Raw genomic sequence first — 18,388 nt, 5'->3', positions numbered from 1 at the left:
GCCCCGGGGGCGTGGGGGGACCCCCACTTCCCGCAACTGGGGGCAAGCCCCCAGACCCCGTACGGCCTTCGGCCGTGTCCTCAATCGCCGGACGGGCTTAATTTGGCTGCGCCAAATCCCAGCCCCGTGGGGGTACCTCCGTGGGGGCGCCCCCGGACGGAGTCTGGGGGAGGCAGCTGGGGGAGATTGAGGCGCAAGGGGCTGCACATTTCAGCCCCGTGGGGGCACCTCCCAGCGGTAGCTGGGGGAGTTTGAGGAGCGGGGGTCCGGGGACGGAGCCCCCGGAAAACGGGGTCCGGGGGGCGGAGCCCCAGTTGCGGGAAGGGGCCGGGGAGGGGGAAGACCCGCCGCGTCAGTGCCCCGCCGCCTCCACCAGCGCCCGCATCACCCGCACGTCCTGCCCCATCTCCGGGTGCCACTGCACGCCCAGCACCCACCCCCACCCGCACCCCTCCCCGGAGGGTTCGAGCGCCTCGATCGTGCCGTCCTCGGCGTAGGCGGCGGGGATGAGGCCGTCGCCCACGCGGTCCACTGACTGGTGGTGGTAGGTCGGGACCGCGGAGTCCTCCGGCACGATCGAGGCGTACCGCGTGCCCGGCACGGGCTTGACGGTGTGTTCGCCGAACACGCCCGTCGCGCCGAGATGGCCGTCGAGATGCTGCACCAGCGTCCCGCCGAGGGCGACGTTCAGCAGCTGCATGCCCCGGCAGATGCCCAGCAGGGGAGTGCCGGACGCCAGCGCCGCGCGGATCAGGGCGAGCTCCCAGGCGTCCCGCTCCCGGGCGGGCGGGCCCGTACGGGGGTGGGGCTCGGCCCCGTACCGTACGGGCTCGACGTCAGGGCCGCCCGCGATCACCACGCCGTCGAGCCGGGCGACGGCGGCCTCGGCCAGGGCCGGGTCGTCCGGCGGGACCATCGCGGCGAGGCCGCCCGCCGCCTGCACCAGCCGGGGGTATCCGGCGGGCAGCAGGGCGGCGGGGAGATCCCACACACCCCACCGGGCGGATGTCTCGAGATAGGTGCTGATCCCGATGAGCGGCTTGGACACGGTGACGGCTCCGTCCTTCACGTGCGTTCACTTGTGTTCATTTGCGTTCGAGTTCGGCCTCGGCCGCGGCCAGCGCCGCGAACTCCTCCTCCGGCGCCTGCGCCACCAGACGGTGCCGGCTGTAGAAGGCGAAGTAGGCGAGGGCCACGGCATAGACGAGCAGAGCGATGAGCGCCGCGTCCTTGTCCACCAGGAATGTCGCGACCAGGGCGGCGAGCGCCAGCGCGAAGGCGGTGGACGAGGTCAGCACTCCGCCGGGGGTGCGGTACGGCCGGTGCAGGCCGGGCTCGCGGCGGCGCAGCGCGATATGCGACAGCGCCATCATCGCGTACGAGATGGTCGCGCCGAACACCGCGATGTTCAGCATCCGCGCGCCGTTGCCCGTGCCGGCCGCCAGGGCGAAGCCGATGGCCCCGGGGATCAGCAGCCCCAGGTACGGGGACTTGCGACGGCTCGTCAGGGACAGGAAACGCGGCAGATATCCGGCGCGGGAGAGCGCGAACAGCTGGCGGGAGCCCGCGTAGATGAGGGAGAAGAAGGACGCGACGAGGCCGGCGAGCCCCGCGTAGTTGACGAAACGGCTGAGCGCCGTGGGGTCGCCGTCGCCCTGGAGCGCCACGACCAGGGGGTTGCCGGCTTCCTGGATGGCGGCGGAGCCGCGGGCGCCGGTGGCGGCGAAGAAGGTCAGCACCGCCAGCAGGACCAGGATCGACATGGAGACGGCCAGCGCGCGGGGCATGGACCGCACCGGGTCCTTGGCCTCTTCCGCGGCCAGCGGCACGCCTTCGACACCGAGGAAGAACCACATGCCGAACGGGAACGCCGCCCAGATGCCGAGCAGTCCGAACGGAAGCCAGGAGGAGGAGCCGAGCGCCTCGGGGTCGACGGGGATGTCGTCGAGGCCGTCCGCGCTGAACTCGGTGAACGCGCCGACGGCGAAGATGAGCAGGGCGGCGACCGCGATGGCCGTCACGATCAGACTGAAGCGGAGGGCTTCGCCGACGCCCCACAGGTGGATGCCGATGAAGACGGCGAAGCAGGCGAGATAGACCGGCCAGCCGGACTCCAGGCCGAACAGGCCCAGGGATTCGACATAGTCGCCGATGAAGATGGAGATCGCGGCAGGGGCGAGGATGTACTCGATGAGGATGGCGGTGCCGGTGAGGAAGCCGCCCCAGGTGCCGAGCGCGCGGCGGGCGAAGCCGTAGCCGCCGCCGGCGGTGGGCAGGATCGCGGACAGCTCGGCGAGGGCGAAGACCAGGCAGGCGTACATCACGCCCATCAGCAGCGTGGCGGCGGCGAGTCCGCCGAAGCCGCCCTTGGACAGGCCGATGTTCCAGCCGGAGAAGTCCCCGGACACGACATAGGCGACGCCGAGCCCGGTCAGCAGCAGCCACCCTGCGCTGCCGCGGCGGAGTGTCCGCCGGTTCAGATAGGCGTCGCCGTCGCCGCCGGCGGATCTCGGGGATACGGGGGGCGCGGTGCGCGAGGTGGTGCCGTCGGCCATGAGTCGCTCCTGGCAGAGGTCCAATGGTTTGGGTCGACACCATTGCGGTCCGCGGGGCTGCGGCGCAAGCCCTGTGCGTAAACCTGACGTTACGTATCGGCGGCTGTGGATACCGGTGACCGGCGCGGGGGCGAAGCCCCCGCACGCAAAAGGGCCGGCGGGCTACGCGAGGAAGCCCCGCAGCAGCGCAGCCGTGCCCTCGCAGTGCTCGCGCATCACCTCGCGCGCCCCGTCCGCGTCCTGCTCCAGCACCGCCTCCACCAGGGCCGCATGCTGCTGCTGCGAGTGCTCCAGGTTCCGCACCAGCAGCGGGATGCAGTCCAGCAGATCGTTCACCCGCGCCCGGACCGCCGCGTACTGCGCGGTCAGCGACGCCGACCCGGACAGCTCCGCGAGCGTCAGATGCAGCAGCGTGTCCAGCCGCCGGTACTCCGTCAGCGGCGCGTCCTGCGTGGCCGCCAGCGCCGCCCCCAGCCGGTCCGCGGCCTCGTCGGTCAGCCCGTGCGCCGCGCACAGCCCCGCCGCGCCCACCTCCAGCACCTCCCGGAACCGCAGGGTGTCCTCCACGTTCACCGCCGCCAGCCGCCGCCGGAGCTGTTCCTCGACGGGGCTGCCGCCGCCGCCGGGATCGGGGCGCGGCAGCACGAACGTGCCCCCGTACCTGCCCCGCCGGCTCTCCACCAGGCCCTGCTCGCCGAGCACCTTCAGCACCTCGCGCAGTGTGACCCGGCTGATGCCCATCCGCTCGGCCAGCTCCCGCTCCGCCGGGAGCCGCCCGCCCGCCGGGACCAGTCCCAGGCGCAGCAGCTGCAGGATCTGCTCCAGCGCCTCCTCGAAGCCGTTTCCCGCGCGGACCGGCCGCAGCACCGGGGTCAGCGCGTCCTCCGGCACGGACTTCTTCGCCACCTTGCGGTTTCCCCTTCCCAAGCAATGGTCTTCAGCAATACCTTATGGCTTCCGGCTGACCCAAGGAGGCGTAATCCGTGGCAGACCGCAAACCCCCGCTCTCCGTGGAGGAGCTGCGCGCCCTCGTCGCGAGCGGTGAGATCGACACAGTCGTCCTGGCCTTCCCCGACATGCAGGGGCGGCTCCAGGGCAAGCGGTTCGCCGCGCCCTTCTTCCTCGACGAGGTCCTGCAGCATGGCACCGAAGGCTGCAACTACCTCCTCGCCGTCGACGCGGAGATGAACACCGTCGACGGCTATGAGATGTCCTCCTGGGACAGGGGTTACGGCGACTTCGCCATGCACCCCGACCTGGCGACCCTGCGCCGCGTCCCCTGGAACGAGGGCACCGCGCTGCTCGTCGCCGACCTCGCCTGGAGCGACGGCGCGCCCGTCGCCGCAGCGCCCCGCCAGATCCTGCGCCGCCAGCTCGAGCGTCTGGCAGAGCACGGCTATACCGCGCACGTCGGCACCGAGCTGGAGTTCATCGTCTTCAGGGACACCTATGAGCAGGCCTGGGACCGCGGCTATCAGAGGCTCACCCCCGCGAACCAGTACAACATCGACTACTCCGTCCTCGGCACCGGCCGGATCGAGCCCCTGCTGCGCCGCATCCGCAACGAGATGGCAGCCGCCGGGCTCACCGTGGAGTCCGCCAAGGGCGAGTGCAACCCCGGACAGCACGAGATCGCCTTCAAATACGACGAAGCCCTGGTCACCTGCGATCAGCACGCCGTCTACAAAACCGGCGCCAAGGAGATCGCCGCCCAGGAGGGCTGCTCGCTCACCTTCATGGCCAAGTACAACGAGCGCGAGGGCAACTCCTGTCATATCCACCTCTCGCTCCAGTCCCTGGCCGAACCGGGGCGCAATGTCATGGCCGGGGACGGTCCCGGCGGCATGTCGCCCGTCATGCGGCACTTCCTCGCCGGGCAGCTGGCCGCCCTGCGCGACTTCTCCCTTCTCTACGCCCCGAACATCAATTCGTACAAGCGGTTCCAGCCCGGCTCCTTCGCTCCCACCGCCGTCGCCTGGGGCTACGACAACCGCACCTGTGCGCTCAGAGTCGTCGGCCACGGCCGCTCGATGAGATTCGAGAACCGCCTCCCCGGAGGGGACGTCAACCCGCATCTGGCCGTCGCCGCACTCGTCGCCGCCGGGCTGCACGGCATCGAGCAGCAGCTCGAACTGCCCGACGCCTGCCCCGGCAACGCCTACACCGGCGACTACGCCCATGTCCCCGCCACCCTGCGCGAAGCCGCCGAACTGTGGGAGACCAGCCCCATCGCCAAGGCGGCCTTCGGCGACGAGGTCGTCGCCCACTACCGCAACATGGCGCGGGTCGAGTTGGCGGCCTTTGACGCCGCGGTGACCGACTGGGAGCTTCGCCGCTCCTTCGAACGCATGTGAGGAACTACGTGTCGTATCCGCAGCACCCGCAGTCCCCGCAGCACCGGACGCCCCCGCACGAACCGTACACACTGGACGTCCTCAACCCCGCCACCGAGGAGGTCGTCGCCACCGTCCCCGGCGCCACGGCGGCGGACGTCGACCGCGCCGTCGCCGACGCCGTACGCGCCCAGCGCGCCTGGGCCGCCGCCGCGCCCGCCGACCGGGCACGGCTGCTGCGCCGTTTCGCCGCAGCCGTCGACGGCCATGTGGAGGAGCTCGCCCGCCTGGAGGTCCGCGAGGCCGGGCACACCATCGGAAACGCCCGCTGGGAAGCCGGCAACGTCCGCGATCTGCTCGACTACGCGGCCGGGGGAGTGGAGCGGCTCGCCGGCCGCCAGATCCCCGTCCCCGGTGGCCTGGACGTCACCCTCCTCGAACCCCTCGGCGTCATCGGCGTCATCGCGCCCTGGAACTTCCCCATGCCGATCGCCGCATGGGGCACGGCCCCGGCCCTCGCCGCCGGAAACGCCGTCATCCTCAAACCCGCCGAGACCACCCCGCTCACCGCGCTCCGGCTCGCCGAACTGGCCCTCGAAGCCGGGCTGCCCGAAGGGCTGTTCCAGGTGCTGCCCGGCCGCGGCGGCCTCGCGGGCGACGCCCTCGTACGCCATCGCGACATCGCCAAGATCGTGTTCACCGGCTCCACACGCATCGGCAAGCAGATCATGTCGCTGTGCGCCGAGCGTGTGAAGCGCGTCACCCTGGAACTCGGCGGCAAGAGCCCCAACATCGTCTTCGCCGACGCCGATCTGGACGCCGCCGTCGCCGCCGCCCCCATGTCCTTCCTGGACAACTCCGGCCAGGACTGCTGCGCCCGCACCCGCATCCTCGTCGAGCGCTCCGTCCACGACCGCTTCCTCGAACTCCTCGCCCCCGCGATCGAGTCCGTCGTCGTCGGCGACCCGGCGGACGAGAAGACCCAGATGGGCCCGCTGATCTCCAAGACCCAGCTGGAACGGGTGCGTTCGTATGTCCCCGAGGACACACCCGCCCTGCGCGGCAGCGCCCCCGAGGGACCCGGCTTCTGGTTCCCGCCCACCGTCCTCACCGGGCTCGCGCCCGACGCCCCCTGCGCCGTCGACGAGGTCTTCGGCCCGGTGGCCGTCGTCCTCCCCTTCGATGACGAGGCCGACGCGATCCGCTTGGCCAACGCCACCGAATACGGGCTCTCCGGCTCCATCTGGACCAGGGACGTCGGCCGCGCGATCCGCGTCTCCCGCGCCGTCGCCGCCGGCAACCTCTCCGTCAACTCCCACTCCAGCGTCCGCTACTGGACCCCGTTCGGCGGCTACAAGCAGTCCGGCCTCGGCCGGGAGCTGGGCCCCGACGCCCTGACCGCCTTCACCGAAACCAAGAACGTCTTCATCAGCACGGAGGCCTGAGCACCCATGCGCGACACCACGTCCACGACCGAGAACATCTGCCGCCGTCTCATCGGCCGCACCGCGGTCATCACCGGCGCCGGCAGCGGCATCGGCCTCGCGGCGGCCCGCCGGCTCGCCTCCGAGGGCGCGAACGTCGTCTGCGCCGACATCGACGAGACGGCGGGCAAGGCGGCCGCCGAGGAGGTCGGCGGCACATATGTACGCGTCGACGTCACCGACGCCGAACAGGTCGAGGCCCTGTTCCGCACCGCGTACGACACCTACGGCAGCGTCGACGTCGCCTTCAACAACGCGGGCATCTCGCCCCCCGACGACGACTCCATCCTTGAGACCGGCCTGGAGGCGTGGAAGCGCGTCCAGGAGGTCAACCTCACCTCCGTCTATCTCTGCTGCAAGGCCGCCATCCCCTATATGCGACGGCAGGGCAGGGGCTCCATCATCAACACGGCGTCGTTCGTGGCCGTGATGGGCGCGGCGACCTCGCAGATCTCCTACACCGCTTCCAAGGGCGGCGTGCTCGCCATGTCCCGCGAGCTGGGCGTGCAGTTCGCCCGCGACGGCATCCGGGTCAACGCCCTGTGCCCCGGACCGGTCAACACCCCGCTGCTCCAGGAGCTCTTCGCCAAGGACCCGGAGCGCGCGGCCCGCCGGCTGGTGCACATCCCCGCGGGCCGGTTCGCCGAGGCCGAGGAGATCGCGGCCGCCGTCGCCTTCCTCGCCAGCGACGACTCGTCGTTCGTCAACGCGGCCGACTTCCTGGTCGACGGCGGGATTTCGGGGGCGTACGTCACCCCCGTCTAAGGTGTGCGCATGAGCATGACCACCCCGCCCGGCTGGTACCCGGACCCGAACACGCCCGGCGTCGAACGCTGGTGGGACGGCGTCGCCTGGGCCGCGCACACCCGCGCGGCCCAGGCTGCGCCGGCACAGGCCGCCGCCGCGCTGTCCACCGTGCCGATGCACCTCTCGCCGCCACCGCCGGGCGGCGGCCGGCCGGAGCGGCGGCGCGGGCGGCTCGTCGCCTTCACCGCGGCGGGCGTCGTGTTCACGGCGGCCGTCGTCGCCGTCGCCGCCGTGATGCTCCGCGGCGGCCGCGAACCCCTCCCCGGCGATGCGTCGCAGGCCACGCCGAGCGCCTCCGAGGCCGCCGCCGTGACTCCCACGAAGGCTCCCGAGCCCTCGGAGACCGCTGCCGACCCTGAGGACGCGGCCGTCCTCGAAGACCAGCTCAACGGCATCGCCATACCCATCCCCGACGGCTGGGAGAAGTCCAGCAGATCCTCGGACATCGGCGCGACGATGGTCACGGACGAGAGCTACGACTGCCCCGGCGGCACTTCCTCCCTCTGCCGCCACGGACGTGTCACCTCCATCACCGCCGACGCCGGCGCCAAGTCGCCCGAGGAGGCGGCCAGAAAGGACATCCCGCAGGCCGCGGACAAGGCGTACGGGGAGGAGATCCTCGGCAGCCAGCCCTACGGGGGCATCACCTCGCACACCGAGGTCAAGGCCCAGTCCATCGCGGTGGCCGGCCGCGCGGGCCATCTGGTCCGGTGGCGCGTCCACACCAAGGAGGGCCGCGGCGGCTATGTCCAGTCCGTCGCCTTCCCCTCCGCCATCGGCACCGAAGCCATGATCGTCGTCCGCCTCGCCTTCGACGCGGGGCCGGACGGTCCGCCGCTCGCGGCCATGGACACGATCGTCTCCAGCGTCAGGCAGCTGGGGGACGGGGCGGGGGAGAGCGGGGGTGTGGGGGGCGGGATCACGCGGGATCCGCGGACGGGGTAGCCGGTGGGGGCTGCTCAGCACCTGGGGCTGAAGCCCCAGCCCCCCGTTTCCCGGGGGCTCCGCCCCCGGACCCCCGCGCCTCAAACTCCCCCAGCTACCGCTGGGAGGTGCCCCCACGGGGCTGAAATGTGCAGCCCCTTGCGCCTCAATCGCCGGCGAGGCTGAATTTCCGGCCCCCGCGCCTCAATCTCCCCCAGACTCCGTCCGGGGGTGCCCCCAGGCGGGGCTGGGATTTGGCGCAGCCAAATTAAGCCCGTCCGGCGATTGAGGACACGGCCGAAGGCCGTACGGGGGTCTGGGGGCGAAGCCCCCAGTTACGGGAAGGGGGGGTCCCCCTACGCCCCAGGGCGTAGGGGGAGGGGTAGGGGAAACCGCCCCGCAGGGCTACAAAAACGTCCGGCCCTCCCCCCGGTACGTCGGCGCCGCCCCCACCACCCGCTCCCCCTCCACCAAATGCACCGCATCGAACCGCTCACACAGCTCCCCCGCCTTCGCATGCCGGAACCACACCCTGTCCCCGATCAGAAGATCGTCGGCCGGGGCGCCCAGCAGCGGTGTCTGGACCTCGCCCGCGCCCTCCTGAGGGTCGTAGCGCAGGCCTTCGGGGAGATACGGGACCGGCAGCCGGTCCGCGCCCGGTGCGCCGGAGGCGGGGTAGCCGCCGCCGAGGACCGTCACCGCGCCGACGCCGGGGCGGCGTACCACCGGCTGGGCGAACAGCGCGGCCGGACGGCCCGTGAACGAGGTGTAGTTGTCGAACAGCCGCGGCATATAGAGGCCGGAACCCGCGGCGACCTCCGTCACCACGTTCTCCGCCGCGGTGTGCTGCACGCTGCCCGTGCCGCCGCCATTGACGAACTCCAGCCCCGGCGTCACGGCCCGTACCGCCTGCACCACGGCCGCGCGGCGCGCGGCGAGCTCCCGGCGGGCCGCACGCTGCATCAGCCGCACCGCCCGGGACCGCAGCGGCCGCCCCGCGACGCTGTCGCCCACGCCCGCCACATGCCCCTCGTATGCCATCAGCCCCACTAGCCGGAAGCCCGGGCGGCGGGCGATCGACCGTGCGAGCTCCGCGAGTTGCGCGGGCTCGCGCAGCGGGGAACGGCGTGCCCCGATCCGTACCCGGCCGCCCAGCAGCCACAGCGCCGTGTCGAGTTCCAGACAGAGCCGGATCTCCTCGCGCCCGCGGCCGCGCGAGCGGTCGATCAGATCCAGCTGCGCGGGGTCGTCGACCATCACGGTCACCGCGGCGGCCAGTTTGGGGTCGGCGGCCAGTTCCGCGAACCCGGCCCGGTCCGCCGACGGATACGCCAGCAGGACGTCATCGAAGCCCGCGCGCGCCAGCCACAGCGACTCTTCGAGAGTGAACGACATGATCCCGGCGAAGCCGTCGTGCGCCAGCGCCCGCTCCAGAAGCGCCCGGCAGCGCACCGACTTGCTGGCCACCCGGACCGGTTTGCCCCCCGCGCGGCGTACGAGGTCCTCTGCGTTGGCGTCGAACGCTTCGAGATCGACGATCGCGAGCGGGGCTTCGAGATGCGCGGTGGCCTGGTCGTACCGGGCCCGGTCAGCGGCACGCGGAGTCATGGCCTGAGCTTGCCAGAGAGGTTTACCCGAGGGTAGGGGGATGTTCTGCGCAGATGCCCCGGAGTTCCGGTCTCATTGCCTCCCCGTATGGAGCAGCCCGTAGAGTGACCACACACGGTGACGAACCGGGTTGCCCTGGAAGGCGATCCGCCGGTGCAGGTATGTGAACGATGGGGGCGGGATGAGCACGGAACCACACCGCCCTCCTGGCCGCCCCACCTCCCGGATCGACTCCCTCATCTCACCGGACCCGCGCGCTCCGTTCCCGGAAGCCGACGACCCCCGCGGTTCCATACGTTCCTCGCGTCCGTCACGTGCGTCGAGTCCATCGCGCCAGTCCGCGCCCGGCGAGGCCCTCCCTGCTCAGCGGGACCAGCACCCCGGCGACGCCCACACGCCCGGCGCAACGGCGGCCGGACAGCGGCCCGGGCCGTCCGCCGCTCCCGCCGCGGGTCCGCCGAGCCCTGGGCCTTCGAAGCACCCCGGCGACGTCCTCCCCGAATCCCGTGCCGGGGAGGGGGACACCCCGGACACCGACGTCACCACCCGGCTCCGCCCGCTCGGCGGCGCGCGCTCCGCACAGCCGCCGGGTGTGCCCCCGCAGAGCGACGCCTCCGCGCCCGTCACACCTCCCGCGCCGCCCCGGCGCAGGCCCGTCGGCGCCGTCGACCTCTCGCCGCCGCCCGGCGCGACGCCGGGCGTCACCTGCGAAGGGCCGAGGTATCACCTGTGGGCGCCGCCCGAGCACCCCGCCGAGATGACCACGCGGCTGCGCCCCATCCGCCCGCGCCGCCGTGGCAGAACCGCCGCAGCCGTCGTCTGCGCCGTCCTGGGGGTCGGGCTCCTCGGCGGCGCGGCCGCGGGAGCCTGGCTCATCGGTGACGCGAACGCCGACCCGGCGGCCCGCAGCGGCTACGCCCAGGCCCGCGATCTGTGGCACAGCGTCCCCGTGGACACGCTCTTCCCGCGCGCCCTCGACGGCGACCGCGCAGGCCCCGGCGGCGCCGACCGCGCGTGGAGACGGATCGCCGTCGCCCCCGACAGCGGCTGCGCCGAGGCGCTCGACCCGCTGCTCGACCAGACGCTTCAGACGGTGGGCTGCAGCCGCCTGGTGCGGGCCACCTACACCGACACCACCGCAAGCGGCGTCATTACCGTCGGTCTGGTCTTCACAGAGGCCGACGAGCAGGCGATGCGCGAGCTGAAGGCCCGCTTCGCTCGCGAGGGGCTCGGCGAGCGCACCGATCTGATGCCGCGCGCCCTGTCCGCCACGGGCACCGTCGCCGCCGGATTCGGCGATCCGCAGCGGGCGAGCTGGACGGTGAACGTCCTCACCGACGCGCCCGTCGTCGTCTACGCCGTCTCCGGCTTCGCCGACGGCCGTCCCGTGGACAAGCCGGAGCCCGCGGCCGAGGCCACCGCCGAGGGCGCGACCTCCGCCCCCGCGCAGTCCGGCCTCGGCCATGAGGCCGAGGGCGTCGCGGCGGCCGTCGAGCGAGCCCTGCGCACCACCGTCCGCCCGTCCGCGGAGGACCGCACATGACCGACCGCATCCGGCGGCCCCGCGCCCACCGGCGGTCCGCATGCCGGCCGTCCGCACACCCCGTCCACGGTCTCCCCGTCCACGGTCTCCCCGTCCACGGTCTCCCCGTCCACGGTCTCCCCGTCCACGGTCTCCCCGTCCACGGTCTCCCCGTCCACGGTCTCCCCGTCCACGGTCTCCCCGTCCACGGTCGCACGCAGCCCGCGCACCAGGCCCCCGCACCTCGCGGCCGCCGGCTCGCCGCCGTACTCGCCGCGGCCGTCCTCGCCCTGCTCCCCGCCGTGCCCGCCCACGCCGACGGCATCCGCGACCAGCAGTGGGGCCTCGACGCCCTGCACACCGAAGAGGCCTGGCGGACCACCAAGGGCGAAGGCGTCACCGTCGCCGTCCTCGACACCGGAGTCGACGACCGCCACCCCGACCTCGAAGGCTCCGTCCTGCCCGGCAGGGACTTCATCGGTTTCGGCGCCGTGCGGGGCGACCGTGCCTGGGCCCGCCACGGGACCGCCATGGCCGGCATCATCGCCGCCCATGGACACGGTCAGGACGGCGGATCCGGAGTGATCGGGATCGCTCCCGAAGCGAAGATCCTTCCCGTCCGGGTGATCCTCGAAGGCAGCGACAAGGCCCGCGAGAAGGCCCGCACCTCCCGCGGCAGCGCTCTCGCCCAGGGCATCCGCTGGGCCGCCGACCAGGGCGCGGACGTCATCAACCTCTCGCTCGGCGACGACAGCGAGTCCGCCCACCCCGAAGCGGGTGAGGACGCCGCAGTCCAGTACGCCCTGTCCAAGGGCGCTGTCGTCGTCGCCTCCGCCGGCAACGGCGGAGAGAAGGGCGACCACATCTCCTACCCGGCCGCCTACCCCGGAGTGATCGCGGTGACCGCCGTGGACCGCGCGGGCACCCATGCCTCCTTCTCCACCAGCCGCTGGTACGCCACCGTGAGCGCGCCCGGCGATGACATCGTCATCATCGATCCCGACCGCAAGTATTACGAGGGCTGGGGCACCAGCGCGGCCGCCGCGTTCGTCTCCGGCGCCGTAGCCCTGGTTCGCTCCGCCCATCCGGATCTCACCCCCGCTCAGATCAAACGGCTCCTCGTCGACACCGCCCGCGACGCGCCCGACGGCGGCCGCGACGACGCCAGGGGGTACGGGCTCGTCGACCCCGCCGCTGCGATCGAGGCGGGGGCCCGGCTGCGCCCCGCCGACCCCGTGGCGGCCGTGTCCGGGTACGACCGCCAGTACTTCGGACCCGGCCCGACCCCCGAACCCGAACCGGAGAAGACCGCCGGCCGGCTCGCCCCCGCGGCCGCGGGCCTCGGCGCGCTGGCGCTGGCCGGCGCGGTCGTGCTGTGGCGCACGAGCCGCCCGCGGTATCTCTGACGGCCGCGGCTGTGGCCTCCGTATCTGTGACGGCCGCAACCGTGACGGGCGTGCCTTGCACCCGACGCGGCGGGGCCATACCCGGACGCTAGGCTCGTCGGGTGGCGCTCAAGAACATTCCCGACCCCGGCTTCTCCGACGACGACGGCACCGCCGACCCCAGGCTTGAGGCGGCCCTTGCCGCATGGGCCGAGGACAGGGCTGCCGAACCCCGTGTCCTGGAGGCCCTCAGGGACGCCCGGCTGCTCGTGCCGGTCGTCGCGGTCCTCGGAGACGTCGAACAGGACGAGCAGACGGGACTGCGCCGTGAGAAGACCAGCGACATGGCCGTGCCCACGCTGACGGCGGGCGACCGGCGCGCTCTGCCCGCCTTCACCTCCATCGCCTCGCTGGCCCGCTGGGACCCCGAGGCCAGACCGGTCGCGGTCCCGCTGCACCAGGCGCTCCAGGCGGCAGCCCACGAAAAGGCCGACACCCTGGTCCTGGACCTCGCGGGGCCCGTCCCGTACCAGCTCACCGGCCCCGCCCTGCTCGCGCTCGCCGAGGGCCGCACCAGCGCCGATCCGCTCGACGACCCCGCGGTCACCGAAGCGGTGCGCGCCGCCGTGGCCGCCGAGCCCGCCGTGGTCCGCGCCCACCTCGGCAGAGGCCGCGCCGACGGGACCCTGGCCCTGGCCTTCGCCCCGGACGCCGCGCCGGCCGAGGCCGCCCGGCGCGTGGCCGAGGCGCTCGCTGCCGACGATGTGCTGAGGGCCCGCCTGGTGCGGGGCCTCGACCTGGCGGTGGTGCCGGCCGAGGCCGCCGTGCCGGGCGAGCCCCTGTTCGTACGCGACATGCGCGGTTGAGCGGTCGAAAAGCGGTCGAAAAGCAGTCGAGAAGCGTCGAGAAGCGTCGAGAAGTGCTTGAGAGCGAGTGGGCGGGTCAGCCGAAGACCGGGCCCGTGTACTTCTCGCCCGGTCCCTGGCCCGGCTCGTCCGGCACCAGGGACGCCTCGCGGAAGGCGAGCTGCAGCGACTTCAGCCCGTCGCGCAGCGGCGCCGCGTGGAAGGAGCTGATCTCCGTCGCGCTGGCGTCCAGCAGCCCGGCCAGGGCGTGCACCAGCTTCCGGGCCTCGTCCAGGTCCTTGTGCTCCGCGCCGTCCTCGGTGAGCCCGAGCTTCACGGCGGCCGCGCTCATCAGATTCACCGCGACCGTGACGATCACCTCGACTGCCGGGACCTCCGCGATGTCGCGGGTCATGGCGTCGAAGTCGGGGGCGGCCGCAGGGGAGGCCGCCGGGTCATTGGGGGAGGTCGCGTCACTCATGACGCACACGATATGCCCCGCCGTCCGCGCCGCCGCCGCACCCGTCGGTTAGCCGCTTCCCCCGGGAGCTGCTAACCTTGTGTGACGACCGGCCGGATCCCGTGTGAGCTCACGCAGACGCTCACACAGATTCAGCCCACAAGTGGAGGCTCCGCTCTCCCACCTTGCCGTCCTCTGGGGCGGCGGGTCACCGGTCAGGCGGTGCCCATCGTTCCGTACGGACGATGGAAGCCGTCCGATGCGCGCCCCGCGGCACACCGCGGCGGTGCTCCGGTAGTGATGGAGCAGCCGCCTGTGTACCGTCCGGGGCATTTTTCGTGCTCCGGTGTGGTTGGTCCTGCTGAAACAGATGTTGCTCGGCTGTCCGCCGGACGGCCGTGTGGTGCTACCGAGGAGGATCCATCAGCGCCGAGCCCCGCATCAACGACCGGATTCGCGTTCCCGAGGTGCGACTTGTCGGTCCCAGCGGCGAGCAGGTCGGGATTGTCCCGCTTGCCAAGGCCCTGGAGCTTGCGCAGGAGTACGACCTCGATCTCGTCGAGGTCGCGGCGAACGCCCGTCCGCCCGTGTGCAAGCTCATGGACTACGGGAAGTTCAAGTACGAGTCGGCCATGAAGGCCCGTGAGGCGCGCAAGAACCAGGCGCACACGGTCATCAAGGAGATGAAGCTCCGGCCGAAGATCGACCCGCACGACTACGACACCAAGAAGGGTCACGTCGTCCGGTTCCTCAAGCAGGGCGACAAGGTCAAGATCACGATCATGTTCCGTGGTCGTGAGCAGTCCCGCCCCGAGCTTGGCTTCCGTCTGCTGCAGCGTCTCGCCGCAGACGTAGAGGACCTCGGCTTCATCGAGTCGAACCCGAAGCAGGACGGGCGGAACATGATCATGGTTCTTGGCCCCCACAAGAAGAAGACCGAGGCCATGGCCGAGGCGCGTGAGGCCCAGGCCGCACGCAAGGCGGAGCGCCAGGGCTCGCAGGAAGACCGGGCGGCGAGCGCTCCGGCCGACACATCCTCCGAGGCGTGACCTGAGGGGCTGCCGGCACGGCAGCCCCGGGTCCGCTCGGAACCACACACTGAGGACTGACGCTCCCGCTGACCGGTGCCCGCACCGGGGGAGCGCCACTGACGAGGAGAGAACGGCGCGATGCCGAAGAACAAGACGCACAGCGGTGCCAAGAAGCGCTTCAAGATCACCGGCTCCGGCAAGGTGCTCCGTGAGCGCGCCGGCAAGCGCCACCTGCTTGAGCACAAGTCGTCCAAGCTGACGCGCCGCCTCACCGGCACCGCCGAGATGGCCCCGGGCGACGCCGCGAAGATCAAGAAGCTTCTCGGCAAGTGACGTCCGCCGTCCCCGCCGAATGACCGGGGACGGGACGCCGAGACCGGGACCTATTCGTTTCCGGGCCGTGTGAGGACACACCACGGCCCCGCTACAAGGAGTTAACAAGTGGCACGCGTCAAGCGGGCAGTCAACGCCCACAAGAAGCGCCGGGCGATCCTCGAGCAGGCCAGCGGCTACCGCGGCCAGCGGTCGCGCCTGTACCGCAAGGCCAAGGAGCAGGTCACCCACTCGCTGGTCTACAACTACAACGACCGCAAGAAGCGCAAGGGCGACTTCCGCCAGCTGTGGATCCAGCGCATCAACGCCGCTGCCCGCGCCAACGGCATGACGTACAACCGCCTCATCCAGGGTCTGAAGGCCGCCAACATCGAGGTGGACCGCAAGATGCTGGCCGAGCTGGCGGTCAACGACGCGAACGCGTTCGCGGCGCTGGTCGAGGTCGCGCAGAAGGCGCTGCCGAGCGACGTCAACGCCCCGAAGGCCCCGTCGGCGGCCTGACGGCCGCACCGACCGCGCCCCTCGGACGCCCCGGACCCGCAGGCTTCTGGCCTGCGGGTCCGCGCGTGTCGTCGCGCTGAGGGCTGCCGCGGCGGCCATGCCTGCGGCGTCCGGTGAGCGGCGGATTCGCACCCCCGCACCGGTCGGCGTACGGCGCGGCGCCGCCCCTATCCCCCAGAGCGCAGCACCCCGCGTTGCCCCGCTCGCGGGCGGGGCGGTGATCCGGCTGATCGCGATCCCGCTGAGCCCGGCCGGACCTGCGGACACGTGCCCGCGGGCACGTGCGCGGGAACCGGAGCGGTCGGCGAACGCCGGGCCGCGGCCGCCCGGCGCGGGAGTGCGTCCTGGGCGTGCGGACCCGCTGGCGGGCGTGTGCAGGTCCTCGCGGGGTACACAGGACGGGGGCCGCGCCCCGGCCCCGTACCGGCCCGCCCCCTACCGAACCGCACACGGCGCACACGCACACCGCACGCGCCCCGAGACGAAGTGAGTTCATCCCGCATGGGCACCGCCGACCAGGCCACACCCGAGCTGATCTCGCCGCGGTCGCCGCGCGTCGCCGCCGCACGCAGACTCGCCAAGCGCAACTTCCGGGGCAAGGACCGGCTGTTCCTCGCCGAGGGGCCGCAGGCCGTGCGGGAGGCCGCCGGGCACCGGGGGCCCGACGGCAGGCCCACGCTGGTGGAGCTGTTCACCACCGTCGAGGCCGCGGAACGCTACGGGGAGATCATCGCGGCCGCCCGCGCCTCCGGCGCCCGTGTCCACCACGCGTCGGCGGACGTGCTCGCCGAGGTCTCGCAGACCGTCACCCCGCAGGGCCTCGTCGGCGTCTGCCGCTTTCTGGACTCGCCGTTCGAACAGATCCTCGCCGCACGGCCGAAGCTCGTCGCCGTCCTGGCGCACGTACGCGACCCGGGCAACGCCGGCACCGTGCTGCGCTGCGCCGATGCCGCAGGGGCCGACGCCGTCGTGCTGACCGACGCCTCGGTCGACCTCTACAACCCCAAATCGGTGCGCGCGTCCGTCGGTTCGCACTTTCATCTGCCCGTCGCGGTCGGCGTCCCCGTCGAGCAGGCCGTGCGGGGGCTGCGCACCGCCGGAGTGCGGGTGCTCGCCGCCGACGGCGCGGGCGAGGACGACCTCGACGACCAGCTCGACGCCGGGTCGATGGGCGGGCCCACCGCATGGATCTTCGGCAACGAGGCATGGGGCCTGCCCGAAGAGACCCGCGCCCTCGCCGACGCCGTCGTGCGCGTGCCGATCCACGGAAGGGCCGAGTCGTTGAACCTCGCGACCGCCGCGGCCGTATGTCTCTACGCCTCCGCGCGCGCCCAGCGCGCCGGCCGCGCCCGCTGAGTGGGCGGTCTCCTCGCTGAGGGGGTCCGCGCCGTCACATCCAGCTAGTAGGGTGACGGGCTCGGGGGCCATACGCCTGGGGAGAGGGTGGGGTACGGGGATGGCTGTCCGGACGAGCGGAGCCGCACACGCAGACGCCGCACACGCGGACGCGGCCGTGCTGCGCCGCCGCGACGGATCCGAGCAGCTCGGGGTCGACCCCGACGAGCTGCCCGACGGCCTGGTCGTCGCGGACGAGACGGGCCGGGTGATCTGCTTCAACGCCGCAGCGGCGAAGATCACGGCCGTCTCCAAGGCGGAGGCCCTCGGCGCCCCCCTGGAGCGCGCCCTGCCGCTGGAGGACCTCAAGGGCCGCCGCTGGTGGCGGCTGACCGACCCGTACGGAGGCATCGCCACCCGCGTCGGACAGCCCGAGCGGAATCTGCTGCTGCCCGGCGGCCGGGAGGTCCTGGTCTCCGCCCGCTATGTGCGCGACCGCCCCACCGGGCCGATCCGGCGGCTGGTGGTCTCGCTGCGCGGCACCGAGGCCCGCCGCCGCACCGAGCGCAGCCACGCCGAACTGATCGCGACGGTCGCGCACGAGCTGCGCTCCCCGCTCACCTCCGTCCAGGGATTCACCGCGACGCTGCTCGCCAAGTGGGAGCGGTTCACCGACGACCAGAAGCGGCTGATGCTGGAGACCGTCGACGCCGACGCGCACCGCGTCACCCGGCTGATCGCCGAGCTGCTCGACATCTCCCGCATTGACTCGGGCCGGCTGGAGGTGCGCCGTCAGCTCGTCGACGTCGCGGCCGCCGTCGGCCGGCACATCCAGGCGCACATAGCGGGCGGCCAGTCGGCCGACCGGTTCCTGGTCCGCATTCAGCAGCCGCTGCCCGACCTGTGGGCCGACCCGGACAAGATCGATCAGGTGCTGGGCAATCTGCTGGAAAACGCGGTGCGCCACGGCGAGGGAACGGTCACCATTGAGGTGGCGCCCGCCTCGGCGCACGACGATCAGAAAGGGACGGCTGTCACCGTGAGCGACGAAGGCCCCGGCATCCCCGAGGAGTCGATGGGCCGTGTCTTCACCCGCTTCTGGCGGGGAAGCAAGCGCGGCGGCACCGGCCTGGGCCTCTATATCGTCAAGGGCATCGTCGAAGCGCACGGGGGCACGATCGCCGTCGGCCGCGGGCCGGGCGGCGGCGCCCAGTTCCGATTTACCCTGCCCGTCGGCGCCCCCGCGTATCTCAGCTGACCGCTCC

General features: G+C 72.6%; 17 protein-coding genes. 12 read left to right on the top strand and 5 right to left on the bottom strand.

Translation table 11 applies throughout. The features are described 5' to 3' along the window. Nucleotides 1–352: 352 nt before the first annotated feature. From OF819_RS24420 to OF819_RS24410, 3 genes are all read right to left on the bottom strand, one after another. The gene (locus OF819_RS24420) at nucleotides 353–1,048 is read right to left on the bottom strand and encodes a gamma-glutamyl-gamma-aminobutyrate hydrolase family protein (protein WP_267245780.1); all 696 of its coding nucleotides are present in this window, start codon (nucleotides 1,046–1,048) and stop codon (nucleotides 353–355) included. Between the two features lie 37 nt (nucleotides 1,049–1,085). After that, entirely contained in the window at nucleotides 1,086–2,555 is a 1,470-nt protein-coding gene (gene eat, locus OF819_RS24415; protein ID WP_267245779.1) for an ethanolamine permease, read from the bottom strand. 162 nt (nucleotides 2,556–2,717) lie between these two features. Further along, the gene (locus OF819_RS24410; protein WP_267245778.1) at nucleotides 2,718–3,461 is read right to left on the bottom strand and encodes a FadR/GntR family transcriptional regulator; all 744 of its coding nucleotides are present in this window, start codon (nucleotides 3,459–3,461) and stop codon (nucleotides 2,718–2,720) included. A 77-nt stretch (nucleotides 3,462–3,538) separates the two neighbouring features. On the opposite strand from OF819_RS24410, the gene OF819_RS24405 reads away from it, so the two are divergent. The 4 genes from OF819_RS24405 to OF819_RS24390 all read left to right on the top strand — a co-directional run bounded on the left by OF819_RS24405 (nucleotide 3,539) and on the right by OF819_RS24390 (nucleotide 8,124). Continuing rightward, nucleotides 3,539–4,909 carry a glutamine synthetase family protein gene (locus OF819_RS24405; RefSeq protein WP_267245777.1) on the top strand — a complete coding sequence of 457 codons (1,371 nt, stop codon included), beginning with the start codon at nucleotides 3,539–3,541 and terminating at the stop codon, nucleotides 4,907–4,909. A 71-nt stretch (nucleotides 4,910–4,980) separates the two neighbouring features. Then, a complete protein-coding gene (locus OF819_RS24400) occupies nucleotides 4,981–6,333 on the top strand; it encodes an aldehyde dehydrogenase family protein (protein WP_267245784.1) in 1,353 nt (450 codons plus the stop codon). A gap of 6 nt (nucleotides 6,334–6,339) precedes the next feature. Further along, nucleotides 6,340–7,137 carry a 3-oxoacyl-ACP reductase gene (locus OF819_RS24395; RefSeq protein WP_267245776.1) on the top strand — a complete coding sequence of 266 codons (798 nt, stop codon included), beginning with the start codon at nucleotides 6,340–6,342 and terminating at the stop codon, nucleotides 7,135–7,137. A gap of 9 nt (nucleotides 7,138–7,146) precedes the next feature. Then, on the top strand, nucleotides 7,147–8,124 hold the full coding sequence (locus tag OF819_RS24390) for a DUF2510 domain-containing protein (protein ID WP_267245775.1): 978 nt from the start codon (nucleotides 7,147–7,149) through the stop codon (nucleotides 8,122–8,124). Between the two features lie 384 nt (nucleotides 8,125–8,508). Here OF819_RS24390 and OF819_RS24385 read toward each other — a convergent pair whose 3' ends face one another. Beyond that, nucleotides 8,509–9,711, bottom strand: coding sequence for an amino acid deaminase/aldolase (locus tag OF819_RS24385; RefSeq protein ID WP_267245774.1), 1,203 nt, complete (start codon nucleotides 9,709–9,711; stop codon nucleotides 8,509–8,511). 181 nt (nucleotides 9,712–9,892) lie between these two features. On the opposite strand from OF819_RS24385, the gene OF819_RS29295 reads away from it, so the two are divergent. From OF819_RS29295 to OF819_RS24370, 3 genes are all read left to right on the top strand, one after another. Continuing rightward, the gene (locus OF819_RS29295; RefSeq protein WP_416370617.1) at nucleotides 9,893–11,254 is read left to right on the top strand and encodes a hypothetical protein; all 1,362 of its coding nucleotides are present in this window, start codon (nucleotides 9,893–9,895) and stop codon (nucleotides 11,252–11,254) included. Then, on the top strand, nucleotides 11,251–12,639 hold the full coding sequence (mycP, locus tag OF819_RS24375; RefSeq protein WP_267245773.1) for a type VII secretion-associated serine protease mycosin: 1,389 nt from the start codon (nucleotides 11,251–11,253) through the stop codon (nucleotides 12,637–12,639). Before OF819_RS29295 ends, mycP begins: the two co-directional genes overlap by 4 nt. Before the next feature lie 101 nt (nucleotides 12,640–12,740). After that, entirely contained in the window at nucleotides 12,741–13,484 is a 744-nt protein-coding gene (locus OF819_RS24370) for an SseB family protein (protein WP_267245772.1), read from the top strand. 76 nt (nucleotides 13,485–13,560) lie between these two features. Here OF819_RS24370 and OF819_RS24365 read toward each other — a convergent pair whose 3' ends face one another. After that, complete coding sequence (locus OF819_RS24365; RefSeq protein WP_267245771.1) at nucleotides 13,561–13,944, bottom strand: DUF1844 domain-containing protein; 384 nt, start codon at nucleotides 13,942–13,944, stop codon at nucleotides 13,561–13,563. A gap of 377 nt (nucleotides 13,945–14,321) precedes the next feature. Here OF819_RS24365 and infC point away from each other — a divergent pair, with 377 nt between their 5' ends. From infC to OF819_RS24340, 5 genes are all read left to right on the top strand, one after another. Continuing rightward, nucleotides 14,322–14,972 carry a translation initiation factor IF-3 gene (gene infC / locus OF819_RS24360; RefSeq protein ID WP_267245770.1) on the top strand — a complete coding sequence of 217 codons (651 nt, stop codon included), beginning with the start codon at nucleotides 14,322–14,324 and terminating at the stop codon, nucleotides 14,970–14,972. Nucleotides 14,973–15,092: 120 nt separating this feature from the next. Continuing rightward, nucleotides 15,093–15,287, top strand: a complete 195-nt coding sequence (rpmI, locus tag OF819_RS24355) for a 50S ribosomal protein L35 (protein WP_267245769.1) — start codon at nucleotides 15,093–15,095, stop codon at nucleotides 15,285–15,287. 108 nt (nucleotides 15,288–15,395) lie between these two features. Beyond that, on the top strand, nucleotides 15,396–15,788 hold the full coding sequence (gene rplT, locus OF819_RS24350; RefSeq protein WP_267245768.1) for a 50S ribosomal protein L20: 393 nt from the start codon (nucleotides 15,396–15,398) through the stop codon (nucleotides 15,786–15,788). A 501-nt stretch (nucleotides 15,789–16,289) separates the two neighbouring features. Continuing rightward, the gene (locus tag OF819_RS24345) at nucleotides 16,290–17,144 is read left to right on the top strand and encodes a TrmH family RNA methyltransferase (RefSeq protein WP_267245767.1); all 855 of its coding nucleotides are present in this window, start codon (nucleotides 16,290–16,292) and stop codon (nucleotides 17,142–17,144) included. Nucleotides 17,145–17,244: 100 nt separating this feature from the next. Then, entirely contained in the window at nucleotides 17,245–18,381 is a 1,137-nt protein-coding gene (locus OF819_RS24340; protein WP_267245766.1) for a sensor histidine kinase, read from the top strand. The last annotated feature ends 7 nt before the right edge of the window (nucleotides 18,382–18,388 follow it).

It is taken from the genome of Streptomyces sp. PR69 (genome assembly GCF_026420845.1).
Lineage (GTDB): Bacteria > Actinomycetota > Actinomycetes > Streptomycetales > Streptomycetaceae > Streptomyces.
Note: the sequence above shows the minus strand (reverse complement) of the source record. Positions and strands in the feature narration are given on the sequence as shown.